General features: G+C 66.4%; 18 protein-coding genes. 14 read left to right on the top strand and 4 right to left on the bottom strand.

Annotated features, from left to right (window positions below; translation table 11 throughout):
- The first annotated feature begins 18 nt into the window (after positions 1-18).
- The 4 genes from mdlC to AC1DW4_RS09285 all read left to right on the top strand — a co-directional run bounded on the left by mdlC (position 19) and on the right by AC1DW4_RS09285 (position 5,449).
- A complete protein-coding gene (gene mdlC / locus AC1DW4_RS09270; RefSeq protein ID WP_477016976.1) occupies positions 19-1,623 on the top strand; it encodes a benzoylformate decarboxylase in 1,605 nt (534 codons plus the stop codon).
- A 79-nt stretch (positions 1,624-1,702) separates the two neighbouring features.
- Positions 1,703-4,129: a TonB-dependent receptor gene (locus AC1DW4_RS09275; protein ID WP_477016977.1), complete on the top strand. Its 2,427-nt coding sequence runs from the start codon at positions 1,703-1,705 to the stop codon at positions 4,127-4,129.
- Positions 4,130-4,183: 54 nt separating this feature from the next.
- Positions 4,184-4,588, top strand: coding sequence for a nuclear transport factor 2 family protein (locus AC1DW4_RS09280; RefSeq protein ID WP_477016978.1), 405 nt, complete (start codon positions 4,184-4,186; stop codon positions 4,586-4,588).
- Between the two features lie 63 nt (positions 4,589-4,651).
- Positions 4,652-5,449: an IclR family transcriptional regulator gene (locus AC1DW4_RS09285; RefSeq protein WP_477016979.1), complete on the top strand. Its 798-nt coding sequence runs from the start codon at positions 4,652-4,654 to the stop codon at positions 5,447-5,449.
- Between the two features lie 22 nt (positions 5,450-5,471).
- Here AC1DW4_RS09285 and desA read toward each other — a convergent pair whose 3' ends face one another.
- A complete protein-coding gene (gene desA / locus AC1DW4_RS09290; protein WP_477016980.1) occupies positions 5,472-6,872 on the bottom strand; it encodes a syringate O-demethylase in 1,401 nt (466 codons plus the stop codon).
- Positions 6,873-6,898: 26 nt separating this feature from the next.
- The gene (locus tag AC1DW4_RS09295; RefSeq protein WP_477016981.1) at positions 6,899-7,642 is read right to left on the bottom strand and encodes an alpha/beta fold hydrolase; all 744 of its coding nucleotides are present in this window, start codon (positions 7,640-7,642) and stop codon (positions 6,899-6,901) included.
- A 106-nt stretch (positions 7,643-7,748) separates the two neighbouring features.
- On the opposite strand from AC1DW4_RS09295, the gene AC1DW4_RS09300 reads away from it, so the two are divergent.
- The 6 genes from AC1DW4_RS09300 to AC1DW4_RS09325 all read left to right on the top strand — a co-directional run bounded on the left by AC1DW4_RS09300 (position 7,749) and on the right by AC1DW4_RS09325 (position 16,982).
- Complete coding sequence (locus AC1DW4_RS09300; RefSeq protein WP_477016982.1) at positions 7,749-8,630, top strand: methylenetetrahydrofolate reductase; 882 nt, start codon at positions 7,749-7,751, stop codon at positions 8,628-8,630.
- Between the two features lie 28 nt (positions 8,631-8,658).
- The gene (purU, locus tag AC1DW4_RS09305) at positions 8,659-9,519 is read left to right on the top strand and encodes a formyltetrahydrofolate deformylase (protein ID WP_477016983.1); all 861 of its coding nucleotides are present in this window, start codon (positions 8,659-8,661) and stop codon (positions 9,517-9,519) included.
- Positions 9,520-9,521: 2 nt separating this feature from the next.
- Positions 9,522-10,391, top strand: coding sequence for a bifunctional 5,10-methylenetetrahydrofolate dehydrogenase/5,10-methenyltetrahydrofolate cyclohydrolase (locus AC1DW4_RS09310; protein WP_477017285.1), 870 nt, complete (start codon positions 9,522-9,524; stop codon positions 10,389-10,391).
- A 43-nt stretch (positions 10,392-10,434) separates the two neighbouring features.
- Entirely contained in the window at positions 10,435-11,940 is a 1,506-nt protein-coding gene (locus tag AC1DW4_RS09315) for an aldehyde dehydrogenase family protein (protein ID WP_477016984.1), read from the top strand.
- A 64-nt stretch (positions 11,941-12,004) separates the two neighbouring features.
- The gene (locus AC1DW4_RS09320) at positions 12,005-13,327 is read left to right on the top strand and encodes an MFS transporter (protein WP_477016985.1); all 1,323 of its coding nucleotides are present in this window, start codon (positions 12,005-12,007) and stop codon (positions 13,325-13,327) included.
- 220 nt (positions 13,328-13,547) lie between these two features.
- Positions 13,548-16,982, top strand: coding sequence for a TonB-dependent receptor domain-containing protein (locus AC1DW4_RS09325; protein WP_477016986.1), 3,435 nt, complete (start codon positions 13,548-13,550; stop codon positions 16,980-16,982).
- 133 nt (positions 16,983-17,115) lie between these two features.
- Here the strand turns inward: AC1DW4_RS09325 and AC1DW4_RS09330 are convergent, their stop codons facing one another.
- Both AC1DW4_RS09330 and AC1DW4_RS09335 read right to left on the bottom strand, forming a co-directional pair.
- Entirely contained in the window at positions 17,116-18,738 is a 1,623-nt protein-coding gene (locus tag AC1DW4_RS09330) for a family 43 glycosylhydrolase (protein WP_477016987.1), read from the bottom strand.
- A gap of 58 nt (positions 18,739-18,796) precedes the next feature.
- On the bottom strand, positions 18,797-20,290 hold the full coding sequence (locus AC1DW4_RS09335) for a pectate lyase (RefSeq protein WP_477016988.1): 1,494 nt from the start codon (positions 20,288-20,290) through the stop codon (positions 18,797-18,799).
- A 220-nt stretch (positions 20,291-20,510) separates the two neighbouring features.
- Between AC1DW4_RS09335 and AC1DW4_RS09340 the strand changes: the two genes are divergently transcribed.
- The 4 genes from AC1DW4_RS09340 to xylB all read left to right on the top strand — a co-directional run bounded on the left by AC1DW4_RS09340 (position 20,511) and on the right by xylB (position 26,532).
- The gene (locus tag AC1DW4_RS09340) at positions 20,511-23,519 is read left to right on the top strand and encodes a DUF6298 domain-containing protein (protein ID WP_477016989.1); all 3,009 of its coding nucleotides are present in this window, start codon (positions 20,511-20,513) and stop codon (positions 23,517-23,519) included.
- A 61-nt stretch (positions 23,520-23,580) separates the two neighbouring features.
- Entirely contained in the window at positions 23,581-24,585 is a 1,005-nt protein-coding gene (locus tag AC1DW4_RS09345; RefSeq protein WP_477016990.1) for a LacI family DNA-binding transcriptional regulator, read from the top strand.
- Between the two features lie 64 nt (positions 24,586-24,649).
- On the top strand, positions 24,650-25,777 hold the full coding sequence (locus AC1DW4_RS09350) for a fumarylacetoacetate hydrolase family protein (RefSeq protein ID WP_477016991.1): 1,128 nt from the start codon (positions 24,650-24,652) through the stop codon (positions 25,775-25,777).
- Positions 25,774-26,532, top strand: a complete 759-nt coding sequence (gene xylB / locus AC1DW4_RS09355) for a D-xylose 1-dehydrogenase (RefSeq protein ID WP_477016992.1) — start codon at positions 25,774-25,776, stop codon at positions 26,530-26,532. Before AC1DW4_RS09350 ends, xylB begins: the two co-directional genes overlap by 4 nt.
- The last annotated feature ends 9 nt before the right edge of the window (positions 26,533-26,541 follow it).

Genomic DNA, 26,541 nt, shown 5'->3' on the forward strand with positions numbered 1-26,541 from the left:
TCGGGCGGGCTCGGCCCGATGACGGCCCGCGCGCTGCGTGTCGATGCCCTGCGCGTGAGCGACGGCCCGACGGTGCGTCACGCCGTTCACAAGCTGCTGACGGACCTCGGCCTGACCACCATCTTCGGCAATCCGGGCTCCACCGAACTGCCGATGTTCCGGGACCTGCCGCCGGAGCTGTCCTATGTGCTGGCGCTGCAGGAGACCGTAGCCGTCGGCATGGCGGACGGGTTCGCCCAGGCTACGGGGCGAGCGGCCCTGGTCAACCTGCACTCTTCGGCGGGCGTGGGCCATGCCATGGGCAATATCTACACCGCCTTCAGGAACCAGACCCCACTGGTGATCACGGCTGGCCAGCAGGCCCGCTCGATCCTGCCCTATGAGCCCTTCCTTTACGCCGAGCGCGCGACCGAGTTTCCGCGTCCGTTCGTGAAATGGGCGATCGAGCCAGCCCGGGCGCAGGACGTACCCCTGGCCATCGCCCGCGCCCACCACATTGCCATGCAGGCCCCATGCGGCCCGGTGTTCGTCTCCATCCCCATCGACGACTGGGAACAGCCCTGCGAACCGATCACGCCCGCCCGGGTCAGCCGCAGCGTCGATGCCGATCCCGCGCTGCTGGAAGAGGCCGCCGGTCTGCTGGCTGCCGCGCATCGCCCGGTCGTGGTCGCAGGATCCGGCGTGGCCCGCGACGGCGCGCGGGAAGCCCTAGTTTCACTGGCCGAGCGTCATGGCGCGCCGGTATGGGCCGCGCCGATGGCCGCGCGGAACGTCTTCCCCGAAGACCATGCCCTGTTCGCCGGCTTCCTGGCCGCCTCGCGCGAGGCGATCGTGGAGGCGCTGGACGGCCATGATCTGGTGCTGGTGCTGGGCGCGCCCGTCTTCACCTTCCACGTCGAGGGCTTCGGTCCGTTCGCGCCAGAGGGCGCGGACCTGGTCCAGATCGTCGACGACCCGGCCATGGCGGCCCGCGCGCCCCTGGGTCTGGCCATCACCGGCGACGTCACCCGCGCCATCGCCCACCTGGCGCAGGTCGCACCCGACCGGCCACGCGCCATGCCGCGTGCACGCGCCGCCCTGCCCGCTCCGGCAACCGATCGCCTGACCGACGCCCTGCTGATGGCGCGACTTGAGACCCTGCGGCCCACGGGCATCGCCATCGTCGAGGAGGCCCCCAGCACGCGGGGACCACTGCACGACTATTACCGGGTCCGCGCGGACGAGGAGTTCCATACCTGCGCCAGCGGCGGCCTGGGCCACGGCCTGCCCGCTGCGCTGGGCGTCGCCATGGGCCGGCCCGACCGCCCGGTGCTGTGCCTGTTGGGCGACGGTTCGGCCATGTATGCGATCCAGGGCCTGTGGACCGCGGCCCAGCACGCGCTCGATGTCCGGTTCCTGATCGTCAACAACGGCGGCTACGTCGCGCTTGAGCATTTCGCCGGCCTGTTCGGGATGGAGGCGGTGGGCAGCCGCCTGCCCGGCCTCGACTTCTGCGCGCTGGCGCAGGGCCAAGGCGTCCCGGCGACACGGGTCGCCGACCCCGCCGCGCTGGACGCGGCCATACAAGATCTCTTCCAGGGCGTGGGGCCCAGGCTTCTGGAGGTGGTGATCACGGCGGACTGAGCCACCGGCCGCCGTGGGCCGGACAACGATAAGAACACGACAAAAACACGACAAAAAACATCAAAGGGAGGATCCAATCATGAGAATCGTAATCGGAACGCTCGCGGCGCTGCTCGCCTCGACCAGTGTGCATGCGCAGACCGCACCGCCCCAGACGACCCAGCCAGAGGCTTCGTCAGTCGATGACATCATCGTCACGGCGGCGCGTCGCGAACAATCGATCCAGGACGTGTCCATCGCGGTCACCGCTCTGGGCGAGGAACGTCTGGGCGATGCCCAGGTCAACAACCTGCAGGACCTGCAGACCATCGTGCCGTCGGTGAACTTCGGCAACGACTTCAACCAGGCCAAGATCTTCATCCGCGGCGTCGGCGCCAACACCTCGACCACCGGCAGCTCGACCGGCGTCGCCCTACACGTCGATGGAGCCTATGTCGCGCGCGCCGAGGCCCAGCTGACCTCACTGTTCGACATCGCGCGCGTCGAGGTCCTGCGCGGTCCCCAGGGCACCCTGTACGGGCGTAACGCCGTCGGCGGGTCGATCAACGTCATCAGCGCCAAGCCGTCAGACGTCATGGAGGGCTACGGTCGCCTGACCTTCGGCAACTACAACGCCCTGGTCAGCGAGGTCGCCATAGGCGGTCCGATCACCGACGGCATCCAGTTCCGCGTCGCCGGCAAGACCGAACAGCGCGACGGCTTCGGCTCAAACCCAGTGACGGGCGCCGACGTCGACGACCTGAACCGCCGGATGATCCGCGCGCAGCTGAATTTCGACTTCACGCCGGATGTCAGCCTGCTGCTGTCGGGCGAGTATTTCCGTCAGGACGACAGCTCGGGGGCCGTCCACTATCTGCGCGCCAGCTTCCCCGGCGTGGCCCGTCTGGCCCCCCTGGGCGTCGGCGGCTACGCCACCAACCCGCGCGATCTGGCCAGCGAGGATCAACCTGGCACCCAGACGGAGTCCTACGCCTTCACCGCCACGCTGAAGGCCAACATCAGCGACACTCTGTCACTGACCAACATCGCCAACTTCCGCAGCTTTAAATCCGCCCTGTTCCAAGACCTCGACCTGTCGGCGGTGCAGAACGAGCCGTCGCTCAACGGTCTGGCCAGCACGATCCAGGAGCGGCGGATCGACAGTGACCAGTATTCGAACGAGCTACAGCTGAACTACGACACCGACCATGTGAACGCGGTGCTAGGTGCCTATTACTTCAACGAGCAGCAGAGCCCGATAGACAGCGTCGGCTTCAAGCGTCGCTCGGGCAACGCCCAGGCGCCGGCCATTCTGGTGCGCGACAACATCCCGCTGGACCTGGCCTATCAGCTCTGCGGCTACGACGCGGGCGGGACGACCGGCGGATCGGCGATCATCACGCCCAAGCGGGTCTGCACCCACTCCAACCTGGAAACGACGGCCTATGCCATCTTCGGCCAGGCCAACTTCGACCTGGGCATGATCTCCCCCGGGCTGGAAGGCCTCAGCATCAAGCTGGGCGGCCGCTACAGCCACGAAGAAGTCACGTCGGAAAACCCTGGCATCGTGATCCGCTACAGCCCTACGGCACCCAACCAGCACCTGCCGACGCTGAACCCGACGGCGGCTGGCACCCATACCGAGCGCACCTTCGAGGACTTCACGCCTGAAGTCGGCGTCCAGTGGGAGGTCAATCCCGACCTGCTGCTCTACTATACCTACTCGGAAGGCTTCAAAGCCGGTTCGGGCGAGAACGCTTCGGGTTCCACCACGATCGTGGATCCGGAAACCATCACCAACCACGAAGTCGGGGTCAAGGCGACGCTGCTGGACCAGCGCCTTACCGTGAACGCCGCCGCCTATTCCTACGAGCTGGAAGGGTTGCAGCTGAACAAGACGATCTCCGGCGGCCCCACGGGCTATACGACGATCTTCCAGAACGCGGCCAAGACCTCGGCCAACGGGGTGGAGCTGGAGTTCTCGGCGCGTCCGACCGACGTGTTCCGGTTCTCGGGCGGCCTGTCCTACACCGACGCGACGTTCGACGACTATCTGACGATCGATCCGCTGGCCCCGCAGAACGTCGCAGGCGGCACGCCCTACAACGCCGTGACCAACCCCGATCCGACCGCGTTCGGCGCGCCGGGCGGTGGCAACCTTCAGCTGGCAGGCAACAAGGTCCGCAACACGCCTGATCTGGCCTGGAGCCTGCACGGCGAGCTGGACCTTCCGTTCGCCATGCCGATGGACGGGTCGCTGATGCTGCAGGGCGATGTCTCGCACAAGAGCCAGGTGTTCTTCTCGGAGTTCGAGCGGGATATCGAGAGCTCGGACCCCTACACCGTCTATGACGCTTCTCTGGTCTATGAGAGCGGGGACGGCGCGATCCGGGGCCAGCTGTGGGTCAAGAACATCGGGGACGAAGACATCCGCTCCTCGACCTTCGCCCTGGCCACCGGTCGCCTGATCGGGGTCACCTATCTGCCGCCGCGTACCTATGGCGTCAGCATCGGTTACAAGTTCTGATGTCCCGGCCCGGAGCGGACCCCCGCTCCGGGCCATCTCTTTTCGAGGACGGTCATGAACGACACCGAGCGTCTGAGCATCGAATGGGCCTGCGCGCGTCTGATCAACCTGTATGCGATGCTGAACGACCAGGCCCGCTGGGACGAGGTCGTCGCCCTGTATGCGCCGGATGGGCTGATGACCCGCCCAACCGCGCCCGATACGCCCATCGTCGGCCATCCCGAACTGCTGGCCGCCTTCACATCTCGGCCACCACGAAAGACCCAGCACGTCTGCGCCAACATCGTGGTGAACGTCGAGGACGCGGATACAGCCTCGGCCACCAGTGCGATGCTGCTGTTCACTGCCCCCGACCAACTCCCGCTGGTCGGCACCTATCGCGATCGTTTCACGCGGATCGACGGCCGCTGGCTGTTCGCGGAACGACGCGGGGCGCTGACGTTTTCAACCCCCGGCTAGGCTCGGCAACACGCAAGACCCCTTGTCAGCCCGACAGCGACCGATCATTGGGGCCAGGACGCCATGACTGACACCGCCCCCTCCTCGACCGTGAAGTCCGCCATGCGGACGCTCGACATCCTCGAGCTGCTGGTGGCCCAGGGACGCCCTTTGGCAGCCCACGAAATTTCCACCGCCCTGGCCATTCCCGTCAGCAGCCTGTCCTATCTGCTCAATACCCTCGCCGATCGCGGCTACGTGGAACGGACAGGGCGCCGCTATGGGCCCGGCGAGGGTCTAGTCCGCCTGCAGCCCAGAGAGTCCGCCGATACGGTCGTCCAGCTTGCCGGACCCATCGTCAAATCCCTGAAGGTGCGCCTCAACGAGACAGCCGGCTTCTTTGTCCCCAAGGGTCATGAGGTGGAAGCCGCTGTCAGCGAGATCGGCAATCACGCCCTGAAATATACGCTGGAAGTGGGCCAGCACGCGCCGATGCACGCCTTCGCCGCCGGCAAGGCCATCCTGGCGACCTATGACGAGCCGACCCTGGCCGAGTATTTCGCGGAGTCGGAGCGCGCGGCTTTCACCGGTCGCACCGTCACGCAGGAAGCGGACCTGCGCGCCGAACTGGCGGAAATCCGCCGCACCGGCATCGGCCGCACGCGTGAAGAACATACCCCGGGAATCCACGGCATCGCCAAGGTGGTCATGTCAAAGGGACGCGCCGTCGGCGCCATAAGCGTCGCCATCCCCCTCGCCCGCTTCACGCCGGAGATGGAAGCGACGACGATCGATCTGATCGAGCGGGCGGTCGATCTTCTGGAGCACCCGGACACGGGTGCCACTGCCCTGGGAAACATCGAAGCGAGGCCGGCGGTCTGAACCGCCGGCCCCTGATCGATCCTTAAGCGAACTGACGCGTGCGCCAGCTGTCGGCATAGGCGTCGCGCGCCACTTCCGAGTATGGCGCGGGGCTGACCGTCGCGCGGATTTCCGTCTGGACGTGACATTCGACGGTGGGCTTCTTCGATCCGCCGTTCTCCTCGCCCCACAACAGGGTGACCTGCGTGCCGGGCTTGGCGTGTTCCTCGTCCAGCATGGCCAGGGTCAGGCCGCGGCCTTCGTTGGCGCTGTAGCCGACCCAGGTCGACAGGCCGACATCCTTGCCGCCCGCGCCCAGGACCCGGTCGAACTGGTGCATGGTGTAGACCGCAGAGGGAAACTCGAAGAACTTGGCGCGGTCGCCCTTCTGGAACTGCGAGCTCATGACGCGGATGACGTCCTCGCTCTCCAGCGCCAGGGTCACCTTCTTGCGGTGCGGCCCGGCCTGCTTCTTCTCGAGCGCGTCCTTGCCGATGAAGTCGTGGTCGAACTTGACGAAGGGGCCATACCCCAGGTCCCAGGGCGTCAGGTAGTAATCCTCAATGTTGTCCGAATAGAAGCTGCCGCCCAGCGACGCCTTGCCTTCATAGCTCGTGGCCGGCAGCCATTCGCGATAGGGGCGCATCTCTTCACCGGTGTAGACGGCCGGCAGCGGCGACGGAATCCAGCCGGATTCCAGCGTGTTGGACGAATAGGTCCGCCCCCCGACCAGCTTCAGTCCGAAGTCTGCACCGGCGGCGACCAGGGCGGCGTGGACCTCGTCCTTTTCCTCCCACGGCCCGAACAGTTCGAAGCCCGGCTGGCCGGCCATGCCGTGGCGCAGGGCCCGGACGGTGCGCCCGCCGATGGTCAGGTGCGTCATGTGGAAGAACTTGAGGTCCGGCGGGGCTGCACCCAGCGCCTTTTCCATCAGCTTCATCGCGTTCGGACCCTGAATCTGGTACCGGTACGACTTGCGGTTCTGCGGATCGGGACGGACGGCGGTGCGCTCGTCACGGGCGACGCGGACATCCCAGCCGCCGGTCGCGGCGTGGAACTCGACCCATTCGATGGTCGGGGCGCGGCCCACCATGTTGAAGGTGTTCTCGGCCAGATAGAACAGGATCACATCGCCGATGACGTGGCCGGAATGGCTGACCGGCACGAACTGCTTGGCGCGATCGACCTGGAACCCCTTGAAACTGTTGATGCCCAGGCTGCTCAGCATGGCCAGGGCGTCGGGGCCTTCCACCAGCAGGTCCACCATGTGGTAGCTCTGATTGAACAGGACGCAGGTCTGCTGCCAGGCGATCTGCTCGTCGCGCCAGTTGCTGAACTCGCCGGGGACGCCCGGATAGGCGTTGGGACCGGCCTGCTGGTTGCGCAGGAAGTCGGGGATGTTCGTGACGCCGTTCAGGACGTCCTGCAGGCTCTTGGCGGTCATGGGGTTTCCTCTCTCTCGTTTCTTGTTCAGGCGGCTTGATGCTCGGCCCTCGAGGCCGGGACGGGGTTGGACGCCAGCCAGCGGCGGACAGCGTCGGTGAAGGCTTGCGGCGCTTCGGCGGGCAGCATGTGGCCGCTGCCTTCGACGACGACCAGTTCGGCGCCGGGTATAGCGTCTGCGATGGCGCGGTGCTGCGCGGGTGGACTCCACTCGTCTTCGGACCCTACCAGCACCAGGGTCGGACAAGCGATGGAGGCCAGCACATCCTCGACCGGCGGTCGGGTCAGCAGGGCGTTGATCTGGGCGGCGAAGGTGTCCACGCCGGACTGAACGCACATGGCCCGCAGCGGATCGATCAGGGCGCTGTCATTCCTGCTCGTTGGAGCCACCATCGGCGGTAGCCAGCGATCCACGAGCGCGTTCGCGCCGTCGCTCCGACCGAGGTCCAGCAGGGCCTGACGCGCAGCGGCCTCGCCCGGCTTCGGGGCATGAACACCGGTGCTGACCAGGGCCAGTCGCTCAATACGTTCGGGAGCCTGACGCACGATCTCCAGCGCGACCCGCGCGCCCATCGAATGGCCGAGCACCGAGATACGCTCAGGGGCGTTCTCCAGAGCGATCGCAGCCATTTTCGCCAGTGTATCAGCCGATCGGTACCCCATGGGCGCATTGACGGGAACGGTCAGTTCTAGGGCCGAGCGCGGCCAGATGCGAGCGTCGCACAGCAGGCCGGGCAGCAGCAGAAGCGGCGCAGCGCGCGATCCCGACATGGCCCCTCCTTCTCTTCACATCCTCGAAAAGTTCATCTATACGAATAAATGAGGCGTCGCTAGAGGTCAGACGAACTGACCCGGGAAACGCTCGAGGGACGCATCCATGGACATGCTCACGGACGCCGAAACGCCGACTGGCAGTGCGACCAGCCGCATGCTGCGCCATTTTTCGCTGGAGATGACGGCCAAGGACGTCCCTTCGCTGGAGGAAGCCGCCCGCTTCATTCCGCAGGGCACCCGGATCGCCATCGCCTTCCTGCCGGGAGAGACCTTCGAAGCCCGTCTGCACGCCGCCGTGCGCGTCCGCGCCCTGGGTTTCGACCCGGCGCCCCACATCTCGGCGCGACGCATCGCGTCGGAGACCGAGTTGCGATCCTTCCTTGAACGGCTGGCGGCGGATGCGCAGATCAAGCGCCTGTTCGTCGTCGCGGGCGACCCGCCGGTGCCCGAAGGCCCCTATGAAGATGCCCTGTCGCTGATCAAGTCCGGCATGCTGGCCGGTCTGAACCTGGAGAGCGTCGGCGTGTCCGGATATCCCGAAGGTCATCCCGATATTGAGGGGGACAAGCTGTGGCGCGCCATGTTCGACAAGCGTGACGCCCTGGGCGAACTCGGCATCTCCATGACCATCCTGACGCAGTTCGGCTTCGACCCCGACCCCATTGTGGACTGGGTCGAACAGGTCCGCGCCCACGGCATCGACGCGCTGATCCGCATCGGCGTGCCGGGACCGGCCGGCATCAAGACGCTCATGCGATTCGCCGCCCGCTGTGGCGTCGGCACCTCGGCCAAGGTCATGAGCCGCTATGGCCTGTCGATCACCCAGCTGATCGGCTCCGCCGGTCCCGACCGCCTGATCGGCGATCTGGCCGCCCGGATCGACCCGCTCCGGCATGGCGATCTGAGCCTGCATTTCTATCCGTTCGGCGGCATCGCCAAGACCGCCGAATGGGTCAGCGACTACGCCAGCAAACACGGCCGCTGAGCGCCGCACGCCTGAGGGGATCCAAAGCTTGTCCGACATCTGCGTTCTGACCCTGTCATGCGACGACCAGCCGGGTCTCGTCGCCAAGGTCGCCGGTCTGCTGTTCGAGCGCGGGGCCAATATCCAGGAAGCCCAGCAGTTCAACGACCGCGATTCCGGCCGTTTCTTCATGCGTGTGCTTTTCGAACTGGTGGACGGCGGCGTCGACCTGCAGGACCTGCATGCTGCTTTCAGGCCGTTGGCCGACAGCCACGCCATGACCTGGTCGATGCGCAGCACCGCCGAGCGCCGCAAGGTGCTGCTGCTGGTATCCAAATTCGATCACTGCCTGGGTGACCTGCTGTATCGCAATCGGACAGGCGAACTGCCCATGGACGTGGTCGGCATCGTTTCCAACCATCCGCGCGAGGTCTTGAAGATCTCGCTGATCGGCGATGCGCCTTTCCATCACCTGCCGGTCACCAAGGAGACCAAGTCCGAACAGGAGGCGCAGATCAAGGCGATCGTCGAGGAGACGGGGGCCGAACTGGTCGTGCTGGCGCGCTATATGCAGGTGCTGTCCGACGACCTGTCGGCCTATCTGTCCGGCCGCTGCATCAACATCCACCACAGCTTTCTTCCGGGCTTCAAGGGCGCGAAGCCCTATCATCAGGCGCATGCGCGCGGCGTGAAGTCGATCGGTGCCACCGCCCACTACGTCACCGCCGACCTGGACGAAGGGCCCATCATTGCCCAGGACGTGGAGGCGGTGACCCACGTCGATCGGCCCGACGATCTGGTCAGGAAGGGCCGCGATATCGAGCGCCGGGTCCTGGCCCGCGCCGTGGCCTTCCACCTTCAGGACCGGGTCCTGCTGAACGGCTCCAAGACCGTGGTCTTCGGCGACTGATGATCGACACCGCGCCCATCCTGGACGGGCGCGCGATCGCCGCCGAGGTCACCGCGAGGGTGGCCGATGAGGTCGCCGGCCTGATCGCCGACGGCGTGACACCCGGCCTGGCCGTCGTCCTGGTCGGTGAGGATGCCGCGAGCCTGGTCTATGTCGGGCGCAAGGTGGCAGAGACCCGCCGCGTCGGCATGCGTTCGATCGAACACCGCCTGCCGGTCGAAACCGATCAGGCCACGCTGCTGGCCCTCGTCGCCCGGCTGAATGCCGACCCGGCGGTGCACGGCATCCTAGTCCAGCTGCCCCTGCCGCCCCAGATCGACGCCGCCGCTGTGCTGGACGCCATCGACCCGGCCAAGGACGTCGACGGCTTCCACCCGGTCAACGTCGGGCGCCTGTCGACCGGCGGCGGCCTGATCCCCTGCACGCCGCTGGGCTGCATGATGCTGCTGGAACGGGTCATCGACGACTTCCGCGGGCTGAACGCCGTGGTGATCGGCAAGTCCAACATCGTCGGCAAGCCCGTCGCGCTTCTGCTTCTGGAGCGCGAATGCACGGTCACCGTGACCCACATCCTGACGCGCGGCCTGCCGGCGATCGCGCGCCGCGCCGACATCCTGGTGGTCGCGGCCGGCAGCCCCGGTCTGGTGCGCGGCGACTGGGTCAAGCCCGGGGCCGTCGTCATCGACGTCGGCATCAACCGGGTCCAGGATGCCGATGGGCGGTCGCGGCTGGTCGGTGACGTCGCCGCCGACGAGGTCGCCCACGCCGCCTGGCTGACGCCCGTCCCCGGCGGGGTCGGGCCCATGACCATCGCCTGTCTGTTGTCCAATACCGCAAAGGCCGCCCGCGCCGCCCTACCCCCTCAGCCCTGACGACTGGATCCAACCGGCCGCATAGCCCCCAGGAAACGCAACGATGAACGACATGAGCCCCTTCACCCAGCGCGACTATTCCGGCGACGCCAAGCGCGCCATCGCCCGTGCCCCGGCCCTGTTCATCGACAATGAGTGGGTGGCCTCGACCCACGGCGCGACCATTCCGATCATCGACCCGTCGAACGCGCGCGAGATCGGCCGCTTCGTCGACGCCTCCGACGCCGACGTGGACCGGGCTGTCGCGGCCGCCCGGCGCGCCTTCGACGACGGTCGCTGGACCACCTTGCGTCCGCTGGACCGCGAGCGCTGCATCCACCGGCTGGCCGACCTGATCGAGGCTCATGCCGATGAGTTCTCCGAGCTCGAGGCCATCGACAATGGCATGCCCAAAGGCATGGCCGCCGCCGCCGACATCCCTTCGGCCATCGACATGCTGCGCTACATGGCCGGGTGGGCGACCAAGATTTCGTCCGAGACGACCCTGCCCGCCTCCCTGCCCGTCGGGGCGTTTCACGCCTACGTCCGGCGTGAGCCCGTCGGCGTCGCGGCCCTGATCGCGCCGTGGAATTTCCCATTGGTCATGGCGACGCTGAAGATCGCGCCCGCCCTGGCCGCCGGCTGTACCGTCGTGCTGAAGCCCGCCGAACAGACATCCCTGACCGCGCTGCGACTGGGCGACCTCATCGCAGAGGCCGGCTTCCCGGCCGGGGTCGTCAACATCATCACGGGCAATGGCCACACGGCCGGTGCCCGTCTGACCACCCATCCCGACGTGGACAAGATCGCCTTCACCGGCTCGACCGAGATCGGCAAGGTCATCAACCGCGCCGCCACCGACACGCTGAAGCACGTCACGCTTGAGCTGGGCGGAAAATCGCCGGTCGTCATCCTGCCCGACGCCGACCTGGCGGCAGCAGGTGCCGGGGCGGCCGGTGCCATCTTCTTCAACGCCGGTCAGATCTGCGTGGCCGGATCGCGCATCTATGCCCACCGCGACGTCTTCGATCAGGTCATCGAACAGGTGTCCGAACAGGCCGCCTTCTGGTCGCCCCGCGCGTCGCTGGACCCCACCGGGCACATGGGCCCGGTCGTGAGCCAGGATCAGTTCGAGCGTGTCATGGCCTACATCGACGACGGCAAGAAGGCCGGTGCCTCCGTCGCCATCGGCGGTGGGACGCTGGGCTCCGAGGGTTATTACATCGAGCCGACCGTCCTGGTGGACGTGAAGCCCCAGATGCGCGTGGTGCAGGAGGAGATCTTCGGCCCTGTCGTCGTCGCCCAGCGGTTCGACGATCTGGACGAAGTGGCGCGCCACGCCAACGACAGCGCCTTTGGCCTGGGGGCCAGCATCTGGACCAAAGACCTGTCGGCGATGCATCGGCTGGCGGCCGGGATCAAGGCCGGCACCGTCTGGGGCAACTGCCATTCGGTCATCGACCCGGCCATGCCCTTCGGCGGCTACAAACAGTCCGGTCTTGGCCGAGAGCACGGTCGGCCGGGTGTCGAGGCCTACACCGAGCTGAAATCCGTCATCGTCCAGTTGTGACGGCGAAAACTCTGATATCGATTGTGAAACGGCCCTTCAGCGGCCGTAAAGGGGAGTGAAGACCATGGCAACGGACCCACGCGACATCGTCGACAAGGCCGCGATGTCGCGGTTCCAGTGGACCGCGGTCCTGCTGATGGTCGGGTTGAACGCGCTCGACGGCTTCGACGTGTTGTCGATCAGCTATGCCTCGCCCGGCATCGTTCGTGAATGGGGCATTGATCGCGCCGCCCTGGGTATCGTCCTGTCGATGGAACTGATCGGCATGGCTTTAGGGTCGTTCTTCCTGGGCGGGGTGGCCGACGTTCTGGGGCGTCGCCGGACGATCCTGGGCTGTCTGCTCGTCATGGCGTGCGGGATGTTCGCCGCTTCGACCGCCCACGACCTGACGACCCTGTCGCTCTATCGCGTCCTGACGGGCCTGGGCATCGGGGGGATGTTGGCCTCCATCAACGCCGCCGTGGCCGAGGCCGCCAATGCAAGGCGCCGTGCGCTGTGTGTCGTGCTGATGTCGGCCGGGTATCCGATCGGGTCGGTCATCGGCGGGTTGATCTCAGGCCAGTTATTGAAGGTCTACGACTGGCCTGCGGTCTTCATACTGGGCGGGGTCATGACCCTGATCTTCGTGCCACTGATCCTGTGGCGTGTGCCGGAGTCGATCGCCTTCGAGATGCAGCGCCGCGGCAAGGGCGCGCTGGAGCGGATCAACACCACCCTGCGCCGGATGGGACACCCGACCGTCGATGCCCTGCCCGACGCCCCGGCGGTGAAGCCTCGCGCCGGCATGTCCCTGTTGTTTTCCAAGCAGTTCGCCGTTCTCGTGATCCTGCTGGGACTGGCCTATTTCTTCCACATCATCACCTTCTACTACATCATCAAGTGGATCCCGAAGATCGTGGTGGACATGGGCTACACGCCCCCCACGGCTGCGGGCGTCCTGGTCTGGACGAGCATCGGCGGATCGCTGGGGGCCCTGACACTGGGCCTGGCGACGCTGAAGGCCCGGGTCACGGCCCTGACCATCATCTTCATGCTGGGCTCGACGGTAGCCGTCATCGCCTTCGGTCGCGGCTGGGAGACGCTTCAGGAGATTTCGATCGCGGCCGCCGTCGCCGGCTTCTTCACCAACGCACCGATCGTCGGCCTGTATGCCATCGTGGCTCAGTCCTTCCCGACCAAACTGCGCGCCACCGCCACGGGCTTTGTCATCGGTCTGGGGCGCGGCGGCTCGGCCCTGGCCCCGGTACTGGCCGGTTTCCTGTTCCAGGCAGGGTGGTCCCTGCCACTGGTCTCGATCATCCTGGGTCTGAGCGCGACGGTTTCAGCCGCCCTGCTTTTCGCAGCCGGAGGCCGAATCCGGGCCGCCGCCCCGGTTGCGTCAAACTGAGCGCATGGCCGCTGTCGAGATCGACGTCCTGACGGCCAAAAGCCGCAGGAACGCCGGGCATCGGCCGAAGACCCTTGCCAACCGACATTCGTCATACTATTCGGTAGGCAGGCACGGCGATCGTTATGTCAAAATGACACCGGTATCATCGACTGTGTGATTTGGCCGAGGGGCCGGGTTCAGACTCCGGAGAGGGTCGAACAGGGGAGGTTTGAAAACTATGACGACAGCACATCTGCGCCATCTGCGCACCGCCGCATCAACCGGCGTTCTTCTGTTCACTCTCGCGACCGCCGGCGGTGCCTGGGCCCAGACGGCACCCGCGCCGCAGGATGAATCCCAGGTCGACGAAGTCGTCGTCACGGGCATTCGCGGCGCGCTTCGAAGCGCCCTGGCGACCAAGCGCAACGCCAACGTGATGGTCGATGCGATCAACGCCGAGGACATCGCCGACTTCCCGGACGCCAACCTGGCCGAATCTCTGCAGCGCCTGCCGGGCGTGTCGATCGATCGCGACAACGGTGAAGGCCGCACCATCACCGTTCGCGGTCTGGGCAGTGACTTCACACGCGTGCGTCTGAACGGGGTCGAGGCCCTGTCCACCGCCGGCGCCTCCATCGCGGGTGACAGCCCGAACCGCAGCCGCGGCTTCGACTTCAACACCTTCGCCTCCGAGCTGTTCAACTCGCTGAAGGTCCAGAAGACCGCTTCGGCCGAGACCGAAGAAGGCTCCCTGGGCGCCACGGTCGATCTGCAGACCGGACGGCCGCTCGACTATTCCGACCGCCGCATCGCCTTCTCGGCCCAGGACGCCTATTACGAGAACGGCGAGACCAACAGTCCGCGCGTCGCGGCGCTGATCTCGGATCGCTGGCACTTCGACGGCATCGGCGACATCGGCATCCTGGCCTCGGCCGCTTTCAACAAGCGCGACCAGACGATCGACAGCTACCAGCGCCAGGCCGGTCAGTCCGACTACACCTACCGCGGCGCGACCTTCGCCGGCACGCCGAACATCGCGGCCGGCACCCAGATCCAGACCCGCCAGGGTTTCGCGGCGCCAACGGGCACGTCCTGCAACAACGGCGTCATCCCCGGCGTCAACATCACCAACATCTCGTATTGCGACGCCCTGCGCGGTTCCAACCCGACGGCCTATGCGCTGATCAACAGCCCGATCGGCTCGACGCTGCGCAACACCAATGCGACGGGCACGGCCGCCGGTACGACGATCGCGCCCGGCTCGCTCGTGCGCATCCCCGCCCTGCCGACCCTGAACCAGCAGGATCTGCATCAGGAGCGGACCGGCCTGACCTTCTCGGCGCAGTGGCGTCCGAGCGAGCGGACGACGATCAGCTTCGACGGCGTCTATTCACAGCTGGACCAGATCTCGACCAACTACCAGATCGTTCCGGTCGGCCTGAACCGCAACAACACCCAAGGCACCGCTAACCAGGCGACCTATCAGCTGTCGAACGCGACCGCAGCCGGAACCGCCGCCCAGAAGCGCGCCCTTTATGCGACCTGCAACGCCCGTGCGGAAACCGCCATCCTGGCCGGCATCGATTGCGGTCAGCAGATCTACGGTACCACCCCGGTCCCTGGAACGCTGTCGGGCTTCAGCTTCAACCCCAACAACCTGGAACCGTTCGACTACTACAACAGCCCCTCGTCGCGCGGTTACATCGCCGACTCGCAAGGGCTGGCCATCCGGAACGCGCTCATCGGCCGTCCCGGCATCCGACTGATCGACGCTGCGCTCAGCCCCACCGGGGCCAACGCCGACTATCTGGTCCTCAGCAACGTCGACATGCGCTCGGCGGCCGACGAGGCGCGCTACACCACCTTCTTCCAGCAAGGCACGGTGAACCTGCAGCACGAGTTCAGCGACACCCTGCGGATGCAGGCAATCTACGGCGAAAGCCGTTCGGTCAACAAGTCGCAGGGTTCGCTGGTCGAGTTCACCCGACTGAACTCGGGCTCGGGCGCGGCCGGCGACGGCTACTTCGTCTATGACGCCCGCGGTGGCGGCGACATGCCGTCGCTGAACTTCGGCTTCGACGTCGCCAATCCTGCCAGCTGGGACGTCGTCAAAGGGTTCTCGGCGATCCGCTATTTCGAGCGGACCGTGGACAACCACTACGAAGGCGGCAACATCGACTTCGCCTGGGACGCCAACGAGTATGTGACGATCAAGGCCGGTTTCCAGCGCAAGCGCTACACCTTCTTCACGACCGCCCTGCAGCGCGAGTCTGCCCGTGAAACCCTGAACCCCAGCCTGCTGGAGGCCGGTGCCACGATCGGTCAGGTCGGTGCCGTCCACACCTTCGGCCAAGGTCTGGACCTGCCGGCCGGAACGCCCACCAGCTTCTATGCGCCGGACCTCGACGCCTTCCGCAACCTGTTCGATTTCGAATGCAACTGCGTCAACAAGTGGAACGACTGGCGCATCTCGACGAAGTTCAACTTCGCCCAGACCTTCGAGATCAAAGAGACCGACAAGAGCTACTTCCTGCAGGCCGACTTCAACTTCCCGCTGTTCGGGCGCGATCTGCGCGGTAACGTCGGCGTGCGTCAGGCCTATACGGGCGTGGACTCGTCAGGCTTCACCAACCGCGGCCGGGCCATCAGCGCCGACAACGACTACGACAACACCTTGCCGTCGATGAACCTGGCCTATGAGGTCGCCGACGACATGATCATCCGCTTTGGCGTGGCCAAGGTGATGTCGCGTCCGTTGCTGGGCAACCTGGCCCCGAGCGTCACCGCCTTCACGGTGCCGAACGGCCTGGGCGCCACCACCGGCGGCGCGATCACGATCGGCAACCCGAAACTGTCGCCCTTCACCGCCACCAACTACGACCTTAGCTTCGAGTGGTATTTCCAGCCCGACGCGCTGTTCTCGGTCGCCATCTTCGACAAGGAAGTCGAATCCTTCCCGCAGACGCTGGTGGGTGACGGCACCCTGTCCTCGATCCTGGACCCCGCCGCCATCGCCGAGCTGCGGGCTGAGTTCGAAGCCCTGGCCGCCGACACGACCCAGACGGCAGCCGCTCGCCAGAACGCCCAGAACCAGGTGGACTACATCAACGCGGACCGTCCGTTTGGCATCCGTCAGTTCCGCGATGCTCCGGGCGGCTACATCCGGGGTGTCGAGGTCAACTATCAGCAGAACCTGACCTTCCTGCCCTGGTATTTCGAGAACCTGGGCATCCAGGCCAACTACACGCACCTGGAATCGGAACTGAACTACATCCTGACGCCAGCTCCGCTGGTCACGGGCGTGGGTCCGTTCACGGGGGCCTCGCCCGACGCCTTCAACTTCACCATCTTCTACGAAGTGCCCAAGTTCTCGGCCCGCGTCTCGACCGCCTATCGCGCGGATTACGTGACCCAGTACCCGATCGCCTCGGGCACCACCGATCCGGGGTTCTCGGACTCGCCCCTGGTCAACGACTTCCTGGGCAGCGAGAAGACGCTGAACGTCGACGCCTCGGTGACCTACAAGCTGACCGACATCGTCACCCTGACGGCCGAAGCGCTGAACCTGACCAACCAGACGACCAACCGCTGGGGCTACGCAGACGATCGCGTGACCACCAACTACGGTTCGACCGGTCGCCAGTTCTTCATCGGGGCGCGCGCCGTCTTCTAGAGCGCTTGGCGATATCCAGACCAGAACGGGAGCGCCGGTTTCGACCGGCGCTCCTTTTCATTGGCCGAAACACAGATTTAGGGCGGACCCGCGATGCGGACCCGCCCTCTTTCCTTCAGTCGCTCTCGATCGCCTAAAGCGCGCGGTATCTGAAGTTCCGGAAGCGGGCCTCGCCCTCGCCGGCCGCATAGATGGCGGGGCGCAGCATCATGAAACCGCCGCGGACATTCTGATTATAGCCGGACACCTCCATGCCCCGGTCGAACCGTTTCCAGGTCACGCCGTCGCTCGACGTATCGAAATAGACGTTCTGAAAAGCGTTGGTCAGGCGGATGTGCATCCGCGAACCATAGGTGTGGTCCGGGCGTCCGCGCTCGATTCCATACTGATGCGTGACGAACTTCGCGGGATCGAAGCCCAGCCCGGCGTAAAGCTGACGATCATAGAACAGGATCAGGCCGGCGACGGCGCCCGGATCGATCTCGATCTCGCATTCCAGCACATAGCCCTGATCCCCCTGCACGAAGGTCAGGGGCGAGCAGTCGCTGGGAGCCGTGCCCTTTGCGCGCATATGCAGCACGCCGTCGGCGCGCGTCAGGCGTGATTTCTCGTCCGCCTTCGGATCGTAAAAACCCCACTGGATACCGAACTTGTCGGTCGTGAAGTCGTCCGAGAGGGCCATCCCGTGCGGCACCGCCTCGCCGCCCGCCGGGATCGGCAGAGGCGTCGCCAGATCGCCCCCCCTCGCGCGGAACCAGCCGTCGTCTGTCCATTCGACCGGGTCCAGCAGGGTCTGGCGGCCCAGGCTCCAGTAGGCGTTCTCATAGCCGTGGTAGACCATGTACCAGTCGCCCGCCGGACCCTCGACCAGGGTCGCATGCCCGCGCGACCACCATTTCTCGGCCCCCGAGACGGTGCGCACGATCGGATTGTGCGGGCAGTTCTCCCAAGGCCCGTGGATCGACCGCGACCGCGCGGCGATCACCATGTGGCCGGTGGGCGGACCGGCCGTGCCGCCGACCGCGGTGATCATGTAGAAATAGTCGCCCCGCCGCATGACCTTGGGACCCTCGGGCGCGAAGCCCTCGACGATCCAGTCTTCCGGGTAGTGCCAGGGGTCGTAGACGTGCTCCAGCTCGCCGTCGGTCGCCAGGCCATCGTCGGTCAGTCGGACCCGGTCGCCACCGCTCATGAACAGATAGCGTTTGCCGTCCTCGCCGACGATGTGTCCGGGATCGATGCGGTTCGGCAACTTCAGATCGATCGGCTCGGACCACGGCCCCTCGATCTTGTCGGCATGAATGACGTAGCTGGATCGATAGTCGGGAAAACGGGCCGGGATATAGACGTAATAGCGGTCGCCGTGCTTGCACAGCTCCGGTGCCCAGACCGAACCGATGTTCGTCGTCAGGGCCGCTACGACCGGCTGCCAGTTCACCAGATCGCGCGAGTTCCAGATGTGGATCCCCGGCACGGATTCGAACGACGAGAACGTCATGTAGTAGTCGTCGCCGTCCTTCAGGATCGACGGATCCGGGTGATCACCCGACATGATCGGGTTCAGGAACGTGCCGTCGCCTAAGTCGGCCTTCCTCTGGTTCTCGATGCCCCGCGCCCAGCGCATATGCGCCCATTCGCGACCCAGGGGCGCGGCGTCCTGGTTGCTCTGGGCCAGGACCGAACGCCCCGAGACCGCGGTCAGGGCGACCCCGCCCAGAAGACCCGACAGGGCGGCACGACGGTGGATGAATGGCATGGGCAACCTCGAGTGATACACGGCGAATGGACGATGAAGGATTGGCAGGCGGGCTCGATCAGGCCGCCCGCGTCTCTTGAAGATAGCCGATCAACCGGCTCATGTTGTTGATGTACAGGCCGGTGGAAATGCCCATGGGGCCCGTAGGCTCGGTGAAGGGCGACGTGTCCCAGTCATCGCCGACCTGGCCGCGATCGACGAAACCGGGCGGCGGCGCGGGCGGCCCGTCGCCCCGATAGGGATGGCTGGTCGTGCGCAGTTCCTGGGGCCAGCAGCCGTCATCGTTCAGCCCGGCGACCAGATCGCCGACGGCGTCGGCACGCGCGGCGGCCGCCGTGACGTTCAGGTCCGACCCACCGACGGCCCGAGTGACGACATAGGGCGGCAGCAGTGTCTCTCCGCGTCCGAACAGCACCGAGTCTCGCGTCGCCTGTTCGGGCGTCAGGGCCTTCGCCCTTTCGTATCGGGCCCGCAATCGAGCGACGTCGATGTGCTTTTCCGGCGCCATGCCCTCGATATCGAAGTCGGACCAGTATTCTCCGTTCTGGGCGTTGGAGCCGCGCCGATGCGTGGCGATCAGTCGACCCGTGCCAGGCTCGTAGTTGCGGTGGAAGTTCCGGCCATCAGCCGTCCACCGCTCGGGCGGAAGTTCAACACTGGCGAGCCAGTCGATCGCCTCACCGACCCGGGCCAGATATTTCGGGTCGCCGGTCAGAGCGTAGTAATCGAGCAACTGACCGACCGCCGCCGCCGTACCGTGGGGCGTGATCGAGGCGGGCTCGTAGGTGCGCCCCGTCGCCGGCTTCAGATCCGGCGTGTACTGCATCGCCCAACCGGGGGTCGGCTGCGGCTGCTGCAGGTCGATCATCAGCTCCATCGCCCGGATCAGCGGCGCGCGAACCCGCTCCTGGCCCAGCTGCTGGAGAACCAGCAGAAGCAGTCCGATATTCTCTTCCGCGACTTCGTCGTTGAGGGTGATGAAGCCGGTATAGTCGGGCCGACCGTGGTTCGTGAACTCGCCCGCTCGGGGATAGCGCTGTGGCCAGCCGCCGTTTGGATACTGGCTTGCCAGAACGAAATCGATCGCCCTGTCGACGGCCGCAAGGAACCGCGGTTCCTTCTTCTCCAGATGCACCCGAAGCAGGAAGCGGGCGCATTCCGCCGTCGCATGGTCGTCGAACGTGGCGTTGCCGTAATAGTGCTGGAATTCCTCCAGCCGCCAGCCGTTGCGCCCGATGGTTTCGTACCAGCGGCGAAGCGAACCCTCGCCGTCGAAATCGATGATGTAATTCCACCCCCCGCTGGGATGCTGTCCCGCGATCAGCGCGTCCGCGGCGCGCGCGGCCGCCTCGTAATAGATCGACTCGCCCGTGGCGTGGTAGGCGTCGAGGAAGACCTGCCCCATTTCCGGCGTGCCCGGGGCCTGGGTCCAGATCATACTGGGCCCGGCCTCCATCTCGCCCCAGCGTCTGGAGAAATCGGCCAGGTACGACCAGACGTAGCCACCGCGCGTCGACACCCGCTCGGTCATGAAGGCCGTGACTCGACGCATCGCGTCCGCCACGGCCTCGCGCTCGACAGGCGGTGTTGTCCATGCTCCGACAGCTCCGGCCAAGGGTGCGACAGAGGCACCGATCAACCAGGTTCGCCGCGTCAACATGGGATCCATCCTCCGGCGTCAGGGTCCCCGATCTTCGTCGGCGCTTGATGCATGGCCCATTTCTGACTGATGATATAATAATACTTTTGAGTGGAAATCTAGGGAGCGCGGCATGAGGGGGTGGGGTCTGATCGCATCGGCGGCATGGTGCGTCGCCGGCGCTGCCCATGCGCAGACCCCGGTCCCGTCATTTCAATGGCGAGACCTGCCCGTCGACTATTCCCATGCCGGATATCGAGACGGCGGGGTCCGCCTGCCTGAGCCCGACGCGACCGTCCTCGTCAGCCCTGGACCGGGCGACGACACGGCCCGCGTCATGGCTGGCGTGCGTGCGGTCGAGCGTTTGGCGCAGGGTCCGGACGGTCTGCGCGGCGTCGTTCAACTCGACGCAGGCGAGTATCAGATCCAGGGACAGATCCGGATCGGCGTCGGCGGGGTCGTGCTGCGCGGTGTGGGCAGCGACCCGGCCGGAACGCGCCTGGTCGCGACGGGCCACGATCGCCGCGCCCTGATCCGCATCGACAATCCGGCCCGCGCGGGGATTGCAGCGATCGATCCGCGACCGATTGTGAGTGCCGTCCCGCTCGGCGGTGTCCGCATTCCCTTGAACAGCGCGCGAGGCCTGACCGTCGGCGATACGGTCGTCATCCGGCGGCCGAGCACCGCAGCGTGGATCGCCAGTCTCGGCATGGACGCACTCGTCGGCTGGCGGCCGGAGACGCGACTGAACTGGGTGCCCGGTTCGCGCGATGTCGTCTGGGATCGGATCGTCGTCGCAATCGAGGGCGACATGGTCGTCGTCGATGCCCCGTTGACCCTGGCCATCGGTGCCGGTGAGGCGGTTCTGAGCGCCGGGCCCTCGGCGGATCGCCTTCGCGAGGTGGGCGTCGAACATCTGAGCGTGATCTCCCGCTCTGATCCGGCCCGACCGGCGGACGAAGACCATAGCTGGTTCGCCATATCCGTGGACGCCGTCGAGGATGGCTGGGTTCGCGACGTCGCCGCCGAAGGCTTCGTCAGTTCGGTCGTCGACCTGGGCGCGACCAGTCGCCGGATCACGGTGCAGGATGTGTCTGCGTCAGAGCCCGTGTCCGAGATCGGCGGACTGCGGCGGCGGGTCTTCTATTCCGCCGGGCAACAGACGCTATTCGTACGCTGCCAAAGCCGTGACGGCATCCACGACTTCGGATTCGGACATGCAGCGGCGGGACCCAATGTGTTTCTCGACTGCCGATCCGAGGAGGCTCACGGCGACAGCGGCACTCTGGAAAGCTGGGCCAGCGGCGTGCTGTTCGACAGCGTGCGGGTGGACGGCAATGCGTTGAACCTGACCAACCGGGGCCGTGACGGCCAGGGCGTCGGCTGGTCGGCGGCCAACTCGCTGCTCTGGAACTGCGAGGCCAGTGATGTCGAGGTGCGCAGCCCGCCGGGTGCGCAGAACCTTGCGATCGGCTGCCGGGGCGAACTGAGCGGCGACGGGGCGATCGAGGACCCCCGCATCGCGCCCGGTCGTGACTTCTTCCGCGCACAGCCCCAGACGCCGGCCAGCTTGTATCGTGCTCAACTGGAGGCGCGCCTGGGTCCGGCGGCACTCGCCGCGCTCGACCCGTCAACGGCACCCCCGGTCCCCGCCGCCACGCCCCGACTGTCCGAAAGCGACGTCGCCGCCTACGTCGCCGAGACGCGTCCGACGACCGAAAGCCATCCCCTGACGCTGGTGGACGGCCAGTTCCTGATCGAGGGCCAGCCCGCCTTGCGACATCGCCTGGGATTCTCATTCTTCCAGGCGCAAATGGTGCCGGCCCTGGCCCCGGCGTTCGGCCCGGCCCTGACGCGCTTCGCCCCGGGACTGGAGGGCATCGGGCTGACCGACGATCTGGAGCAACTGGCCGACAGCCTGACGACCGGCGACTATGTCGTGCACAACTATGGTCTCTGGTACGACCGGCGTCGGGTCGATCACGACTTCTATGGCTCCCCGAGCCATGCCGACGGCGAGGTCTGGGGCCCCTTCATGGAGATGCCGTGGGCGCGCAGCGGAGAGGGCCGCGCTTGGGACGGCCTGAGCAAATACGACCTGACGCGGTTCAATCCGTGGTTCTTCGACCGACTGACGACCTTCGCCGATCTGGCCGAGCGACGCGGGATCGTGCTGTATCACAAGCTCTATCTGCAGCACTGGCTGCTGGAGAGCCGGGCCCACTACGTCGACTTCCCCTGGCGGCCGACGAACACGCTGCAGGCCACGGGACTGCCCGACGAGCGGCCGGCGGCGGAGACCTTCTGGGACGTGTCCGACCCTCTACGGCGCGACCTTCACAGGCTTTACATCCGCCATACGCTGGAGGCGCTGAAGGGACGACCGAACGTCATCTTCGGCCTGGACCCGGAATACACGGGCCCACTGTCGTTCGTGCAGTTCTGGCTCGACACGATCGCCGAATGGGAGAGCGAGACGGGGCAATCCGTCTGGGTCGCGCTGGAGGTGCCCAAGGCCGAGATGGACGCGATCCTCGATGACCCCGTCCGATCGCGCAGCATCGATGCCATCGGCTTTCACAACTGGGTCTATCGCCCCGACGGGGCGCTGTTCGCGGTCGAAGGCGGACTGAACAAGGCGCCGCGCGAACAGGTGGACGCCATCGCCACCGAAGCCGACCTGGCGGGCGTAGCCGATCCCGGGGCCTTGCGCCGCGCCCTGTGGCAATCGACACCGGCGATGCGATATCGCGCCTATCGCGAATACCGCGACCGCCTGCCGAACATCGCGCTAATCGGCATCGACGACGACTTCCCGGAGTTGAGCCGCCGGATCGAAGCGACGCTGCCTCCTGACAAGCGCGCGGCGCTGCGGCCCGATCCCGCGTTGGTGCGGCCGACGTCCAGCCAATGGGCCTCGAGTGCCCAGGAGGGTGCCAGTCTGGTGTTCAGCATGGAGGGGAACACCGTGCCGCTCAGCGTGCCGCTTCGCGCGCGGATGATCGCGACATGGCTTCGTCCCGGAGCGGATTCACCCGTCGAGACCACCGTAGACAGCGGCGAACGTCTCCTGTCCCCGCCGCCAGGATTTGAGGAAGGCCCATGGGTCGTGAGCTTGAGGCCGACTCGCACAACACCTTGACGTGGGCGATCAAATGTCGCGACTTCCGGCGGCGGACGATCCAGCCCCGCCGGGAGCCTTGATGACGGACGACGATCGCAAGCCGACCATCGGCGACGTCGCGCGACTGGCCGGTGTCTCGCCGATGACCGTTTCGAGGGTGATCAACGACAGCGTCCGCGTGCGACCCGAAACCCGCGCGAAGGTCGAGGCTATCATCGCCGACATCGGGTATGCCCCAGACCCGGCCGCTCGCATCCTGGCGCGCGCGGGAGCCGGCCGGATCGGTCTGCTGTATGCCAACCCGAGCAACGCCTATCTGGCAGAAGTGCTGGCAGGGTCCCTTTCGGGCGCGCGTGCGGCGGGCCTGCTATTGATGATCGAACCTTCGCAAGCGGGCGATCCCGTCGCCGAGCGGCTGGCTGTATCGAGGCTGGCGGCGGGCGGGGCACAGGGGCTGATCGTGCCGCCGCCGCTGGGCGAGTCCGCTGCGACGCTGGAGGCCATCGCCAAAGCGGGACTTCGCGCCGTTGCCTTGGCCGCGCCCAGCCTGGCCGATGACGTGGTCAGCCTTCGCGTCGATGATCGGGCTGCGGCCACAGAAATGGTCGGCCACCTTGTGTCGCTCGGCCATCGCGACATCGGCTTCATACAGGGGCGAGGCGATCAGAGCGCCAGCGCGGAACGTCGCGCGGGGGCCGAAGAGGCCGTGGCATCGGTCGCTGGCGTGCGCCTGTCGGTGGAGGCGGGCGACTTCACCTACCGCTCGGGCCTGGAGGCGGCGCGCCGCCTGCTGGCGCGGACGCCACGGCCCACCGCCATCTTCGCCAGCAACGACGACATGGCGGCGGGAGCGCTGGCGGCGGTCCACGGAGCGGGCCTCGACGCGCCCGGCGATGTGTCCGTGGCGGGATTTGACGATACCTATGTCGCCGCCAGTTCCTGGCCGACCCTGACGACCATCCGCCAGCCCGCAGCCGACATGGCGCACGAGGCGGCGATCCGGTTGGCCCGCCCGGGAAAGACGCCCGGTCCGGTCCCCCATCGGCTCATCCTTCGCGACAGCACCGGACCCGCGCCCGATTGACAGCCGGCCATGGACCTGTCCATGTTAGCGCTACCACGTCGACAGAACGTGGACGGAGGCACGCGTGAAGCTGATCGACGACATGCCCGAAGACTGGCGTGAAGGGACGTTCCTGGGCCGTCTGCTTCTGCATGAAGGTCCGACGCCCGTCCTGATCAAGGGCGGCGAGGTGTTCGACATATCCCGGACGGGCGCGACGACCTCCCGGGCGATCGCATCGAGCCAGACTGCTTCGATGGACGGGACCCGCCTCGGTGATCTCCAGGCGCTTGGCCTTGATGAAACGTCCACCCTGCCCCGCCTTTTGTCGCCGCTCGACCTCCAGTGCGTGAAGGCGTCCGGCGTGACCTTCGCCGTATCGGCCGTCGAGCGCGTGATCGAGGAACGCGCACGCGGCGATGCCGGCGCGGCCCAGACCATCCGCGCGGCCCTGGCCGAACGGGTCGGGGCGGATTTGTCGGCGGTCAGGCCGGGCTCGCCCGAGGCCGACGCCCTGAAAATGATCCTGATCGAGGAAGGGCTATGGTCCCAGTACCTGGAAGTCGCCATCGGCAAGGACGCCGAGATCTTCACCAAGGCCCCTGTGCTGGCCTCCGTCGGCTGGGGCGACCTCGTTGGCGTGCGATCCGACAGCGCCTGGAATAACCCGGAACCGGAGGTCGTGCTGGTCTGCGATGCGGCCGGGCGCGTCGTCGGCGCGACGCTGGGCAACGACGTGAATCTGCGCGATATCGAAGGTCGCTCGGCCCTGCTGCTTGGCAAGGCCAAGGACAACAACGCCTCCGCCGCCGTCGGACCGTTCATCCGTCTGTTCGACGACACCTTCGGCATCGACGATGTGCGCAAGGCCGTCGTGTCATTGACGGTCACGGGCCAGGACGGGTTCGTCATGTCGGGCCAGTCGTCGATGCGCCTGATCAGCCGCGATCCACTCGACCTCGTCGCGCAGGCCATGTCGGCGCACCAATATCCGGATGGATTCGCGCTTTACCTCGGCACCATGTTCGCGCCGATCGATGACCGTGAGGCGCCAGGTGAGGGCTTCACACACAAGACGGGCGACGAGGTCTGCGTGTCGTCGCCAAAGCTGGGCGTGCTTCGCAACCGGGTCTCGGCTTGCGAGGATGCGCCGCCCTGGGCGTTCGGTATCTCGGCCCTGATGACCAACCTCGCCGGACGAGGCCTGCTGTGAGTGGAGCCGTCTATCCTTCGCTGAAGGACCGGCTGGTCGTCGTCACGGGCGGTGGGAGCGGCATCGGGGCTGCGTTGACCGAAGGGTTCGTGCGCCAGGGAGCTCGCGTGGTCTTTCTTGACGTCGCCAAGGACGAGTCGGAGGCGCTGGCCGCCGCCCTTTCGGATCGCACCCCGGCTCCGATCTTTAGACCCTGCGATCTGCTGGACCTGATCGTCCTCCAAACGACGTTGGCCGACATCATCGCAGAGCACGGCCCCATCGATGTGTTGCTGAACAACGCCGCGAACGACGACCGGCACACCCTGTCCGAGGTCACACCCGCCTATTGGGACGACCGCATCGGGGTGAACCTTCGCCACCTTTATTTCGCCGCCCAGGCCGTGGCACCGGGGATGAGGCAGCGAGGTCGCGGCGTGATCCTGAACCTGGGGTCGATCAGCTGGCATCTGGGTCTGCCGGACCTGTCGATCTACGAGACTGCAAAGGCCGGGATCGAGGGGATGACGCGGGCCTTGGCGCGGGAGCTCGGCGTCGACGGCGTCCGCGTCGCCTGCATCGTCCCCGGCAATGTGAAAACGCCGCGCCAGATGAAATGGTACACGCCGGAAGGCGAGGCGGAGATAGTCGCAGCCCAGTGCCTGAAAGGCCGGATCGAACCGTCGGACGTCGCCGCCCTGGCGATGTTCCTGGCCTCGGACGACGCCCGCTTCATCACGGGCCACGAATATTTCGTCGACGCCGGCTGGCGCTGATCAAAACCA

The sequence above is a fragment of the Brevundimonas sp. P2_A6 genome (assembly GCF_056404975.1).

Excerpts from the sequence above, each read along its gene's own strand:
- AC1DW4_RS09335 (WP_477016988.1), bottom strand. The coding sequence starts at position 20,290 with ATGCGTCGAGTCACGGCCTTCATGACCGAGCGGGTGTCGACGCGCGGT.
- mdlC (WP_477016976.1), top strand. The coding sequence starts at position 19 with ATGACGGCCCGCGCGCTGCGTGTCGATGCCCTGCGCGTGAGCGACGGC.
- AC1DW4_RS09315 (WP_477016984.1), top strand. The coding sequence starts at position 10,435 with ATGAACGACATGAGCCCCTTCACCCAGCGCGACTATTCCGGCGACGCC.
- AC1DW4_RS09330 (WP_477016987.1), bottom strand. The coding sequence starts at position 18,738 with ATGCCATTCATCCACCGTCGTGCCGCCCTGTCGGGTCTTCTGGGCGGG.
- AC1DW4_RS09325 (WP_477016986.1), top strand. The coding sequence starts at position 13,548 with ATGACGACAGCACATCTGCGCCATCTGCGCACCGCCGCATCAACCGGC.
- AC1DW4_RS09340 (WP_477016989.1), top strand. The coding sequence starts at position 20,511 with ATGAGGGGGTGGGGTCTGATCGCATCGGCGGCATGGTGCGTCGCCGGC.
- AC1DW4_RS09285 (WP_477016979.1), top strand. The coding sequence starts at position 4,652 with ATGACTGACACCGCCCCCTCCTCGACCGTGAAGTCCGCCATGCGGACG.
- AC1DW4_RS09345 (WP_477016990.1), top strand. The coding sequence starts at position 23,581 with ATGACGGACGACGATCGCAAGCCGACCATCGGCGACGTCGCGCGACTG.
- AC1DW4_RS09280 (WP_477016978.1), top strand. The coding sequence starts at position 4,184 with ATGAACGACACCGAGCGTCTGAGCATCGAATGGGCCTGCGCGCGTCTG.
- desA (WP_477016980.1), bottom strand. The coding sequence starts at position 6,872 with ATGACCGCCAAGAGCCTGCAGGACGTCCTGAACGGCGTCACGAACATC.
- AC1DW4_RS09275 (WP_477016977.1), top strand. The coding sequence starts at position 1,703 with ATGAGAATCGTAATCGGAACGCTCGCGGCGCTGCTCGCCTCGACCAGT.
- AC1DW4_RS09300 (WP_477016982.1), top strand. The coding sequence starts at position 7,749 with ATGGACATGCTCACGGACGCCGAAACGCCGACTGGCAGTGCGACCAGC.
- AC1DW4_RS09295 (WP_477016981.1), bottom strand. The coding sequence starts at position 7,642 with ATGTCGGGATCGCGCGCTGCGCCGCTTCTGCTGCTGCCCGGCCTGCTG.
- AC1DW4_RS09320 (WP_477016985.1), top strand. The coding sequence starts at position 12,005 with ATGGCAACGGACCCACGCGACATCGTCGACAAGGCCGCGATGTCGCGG.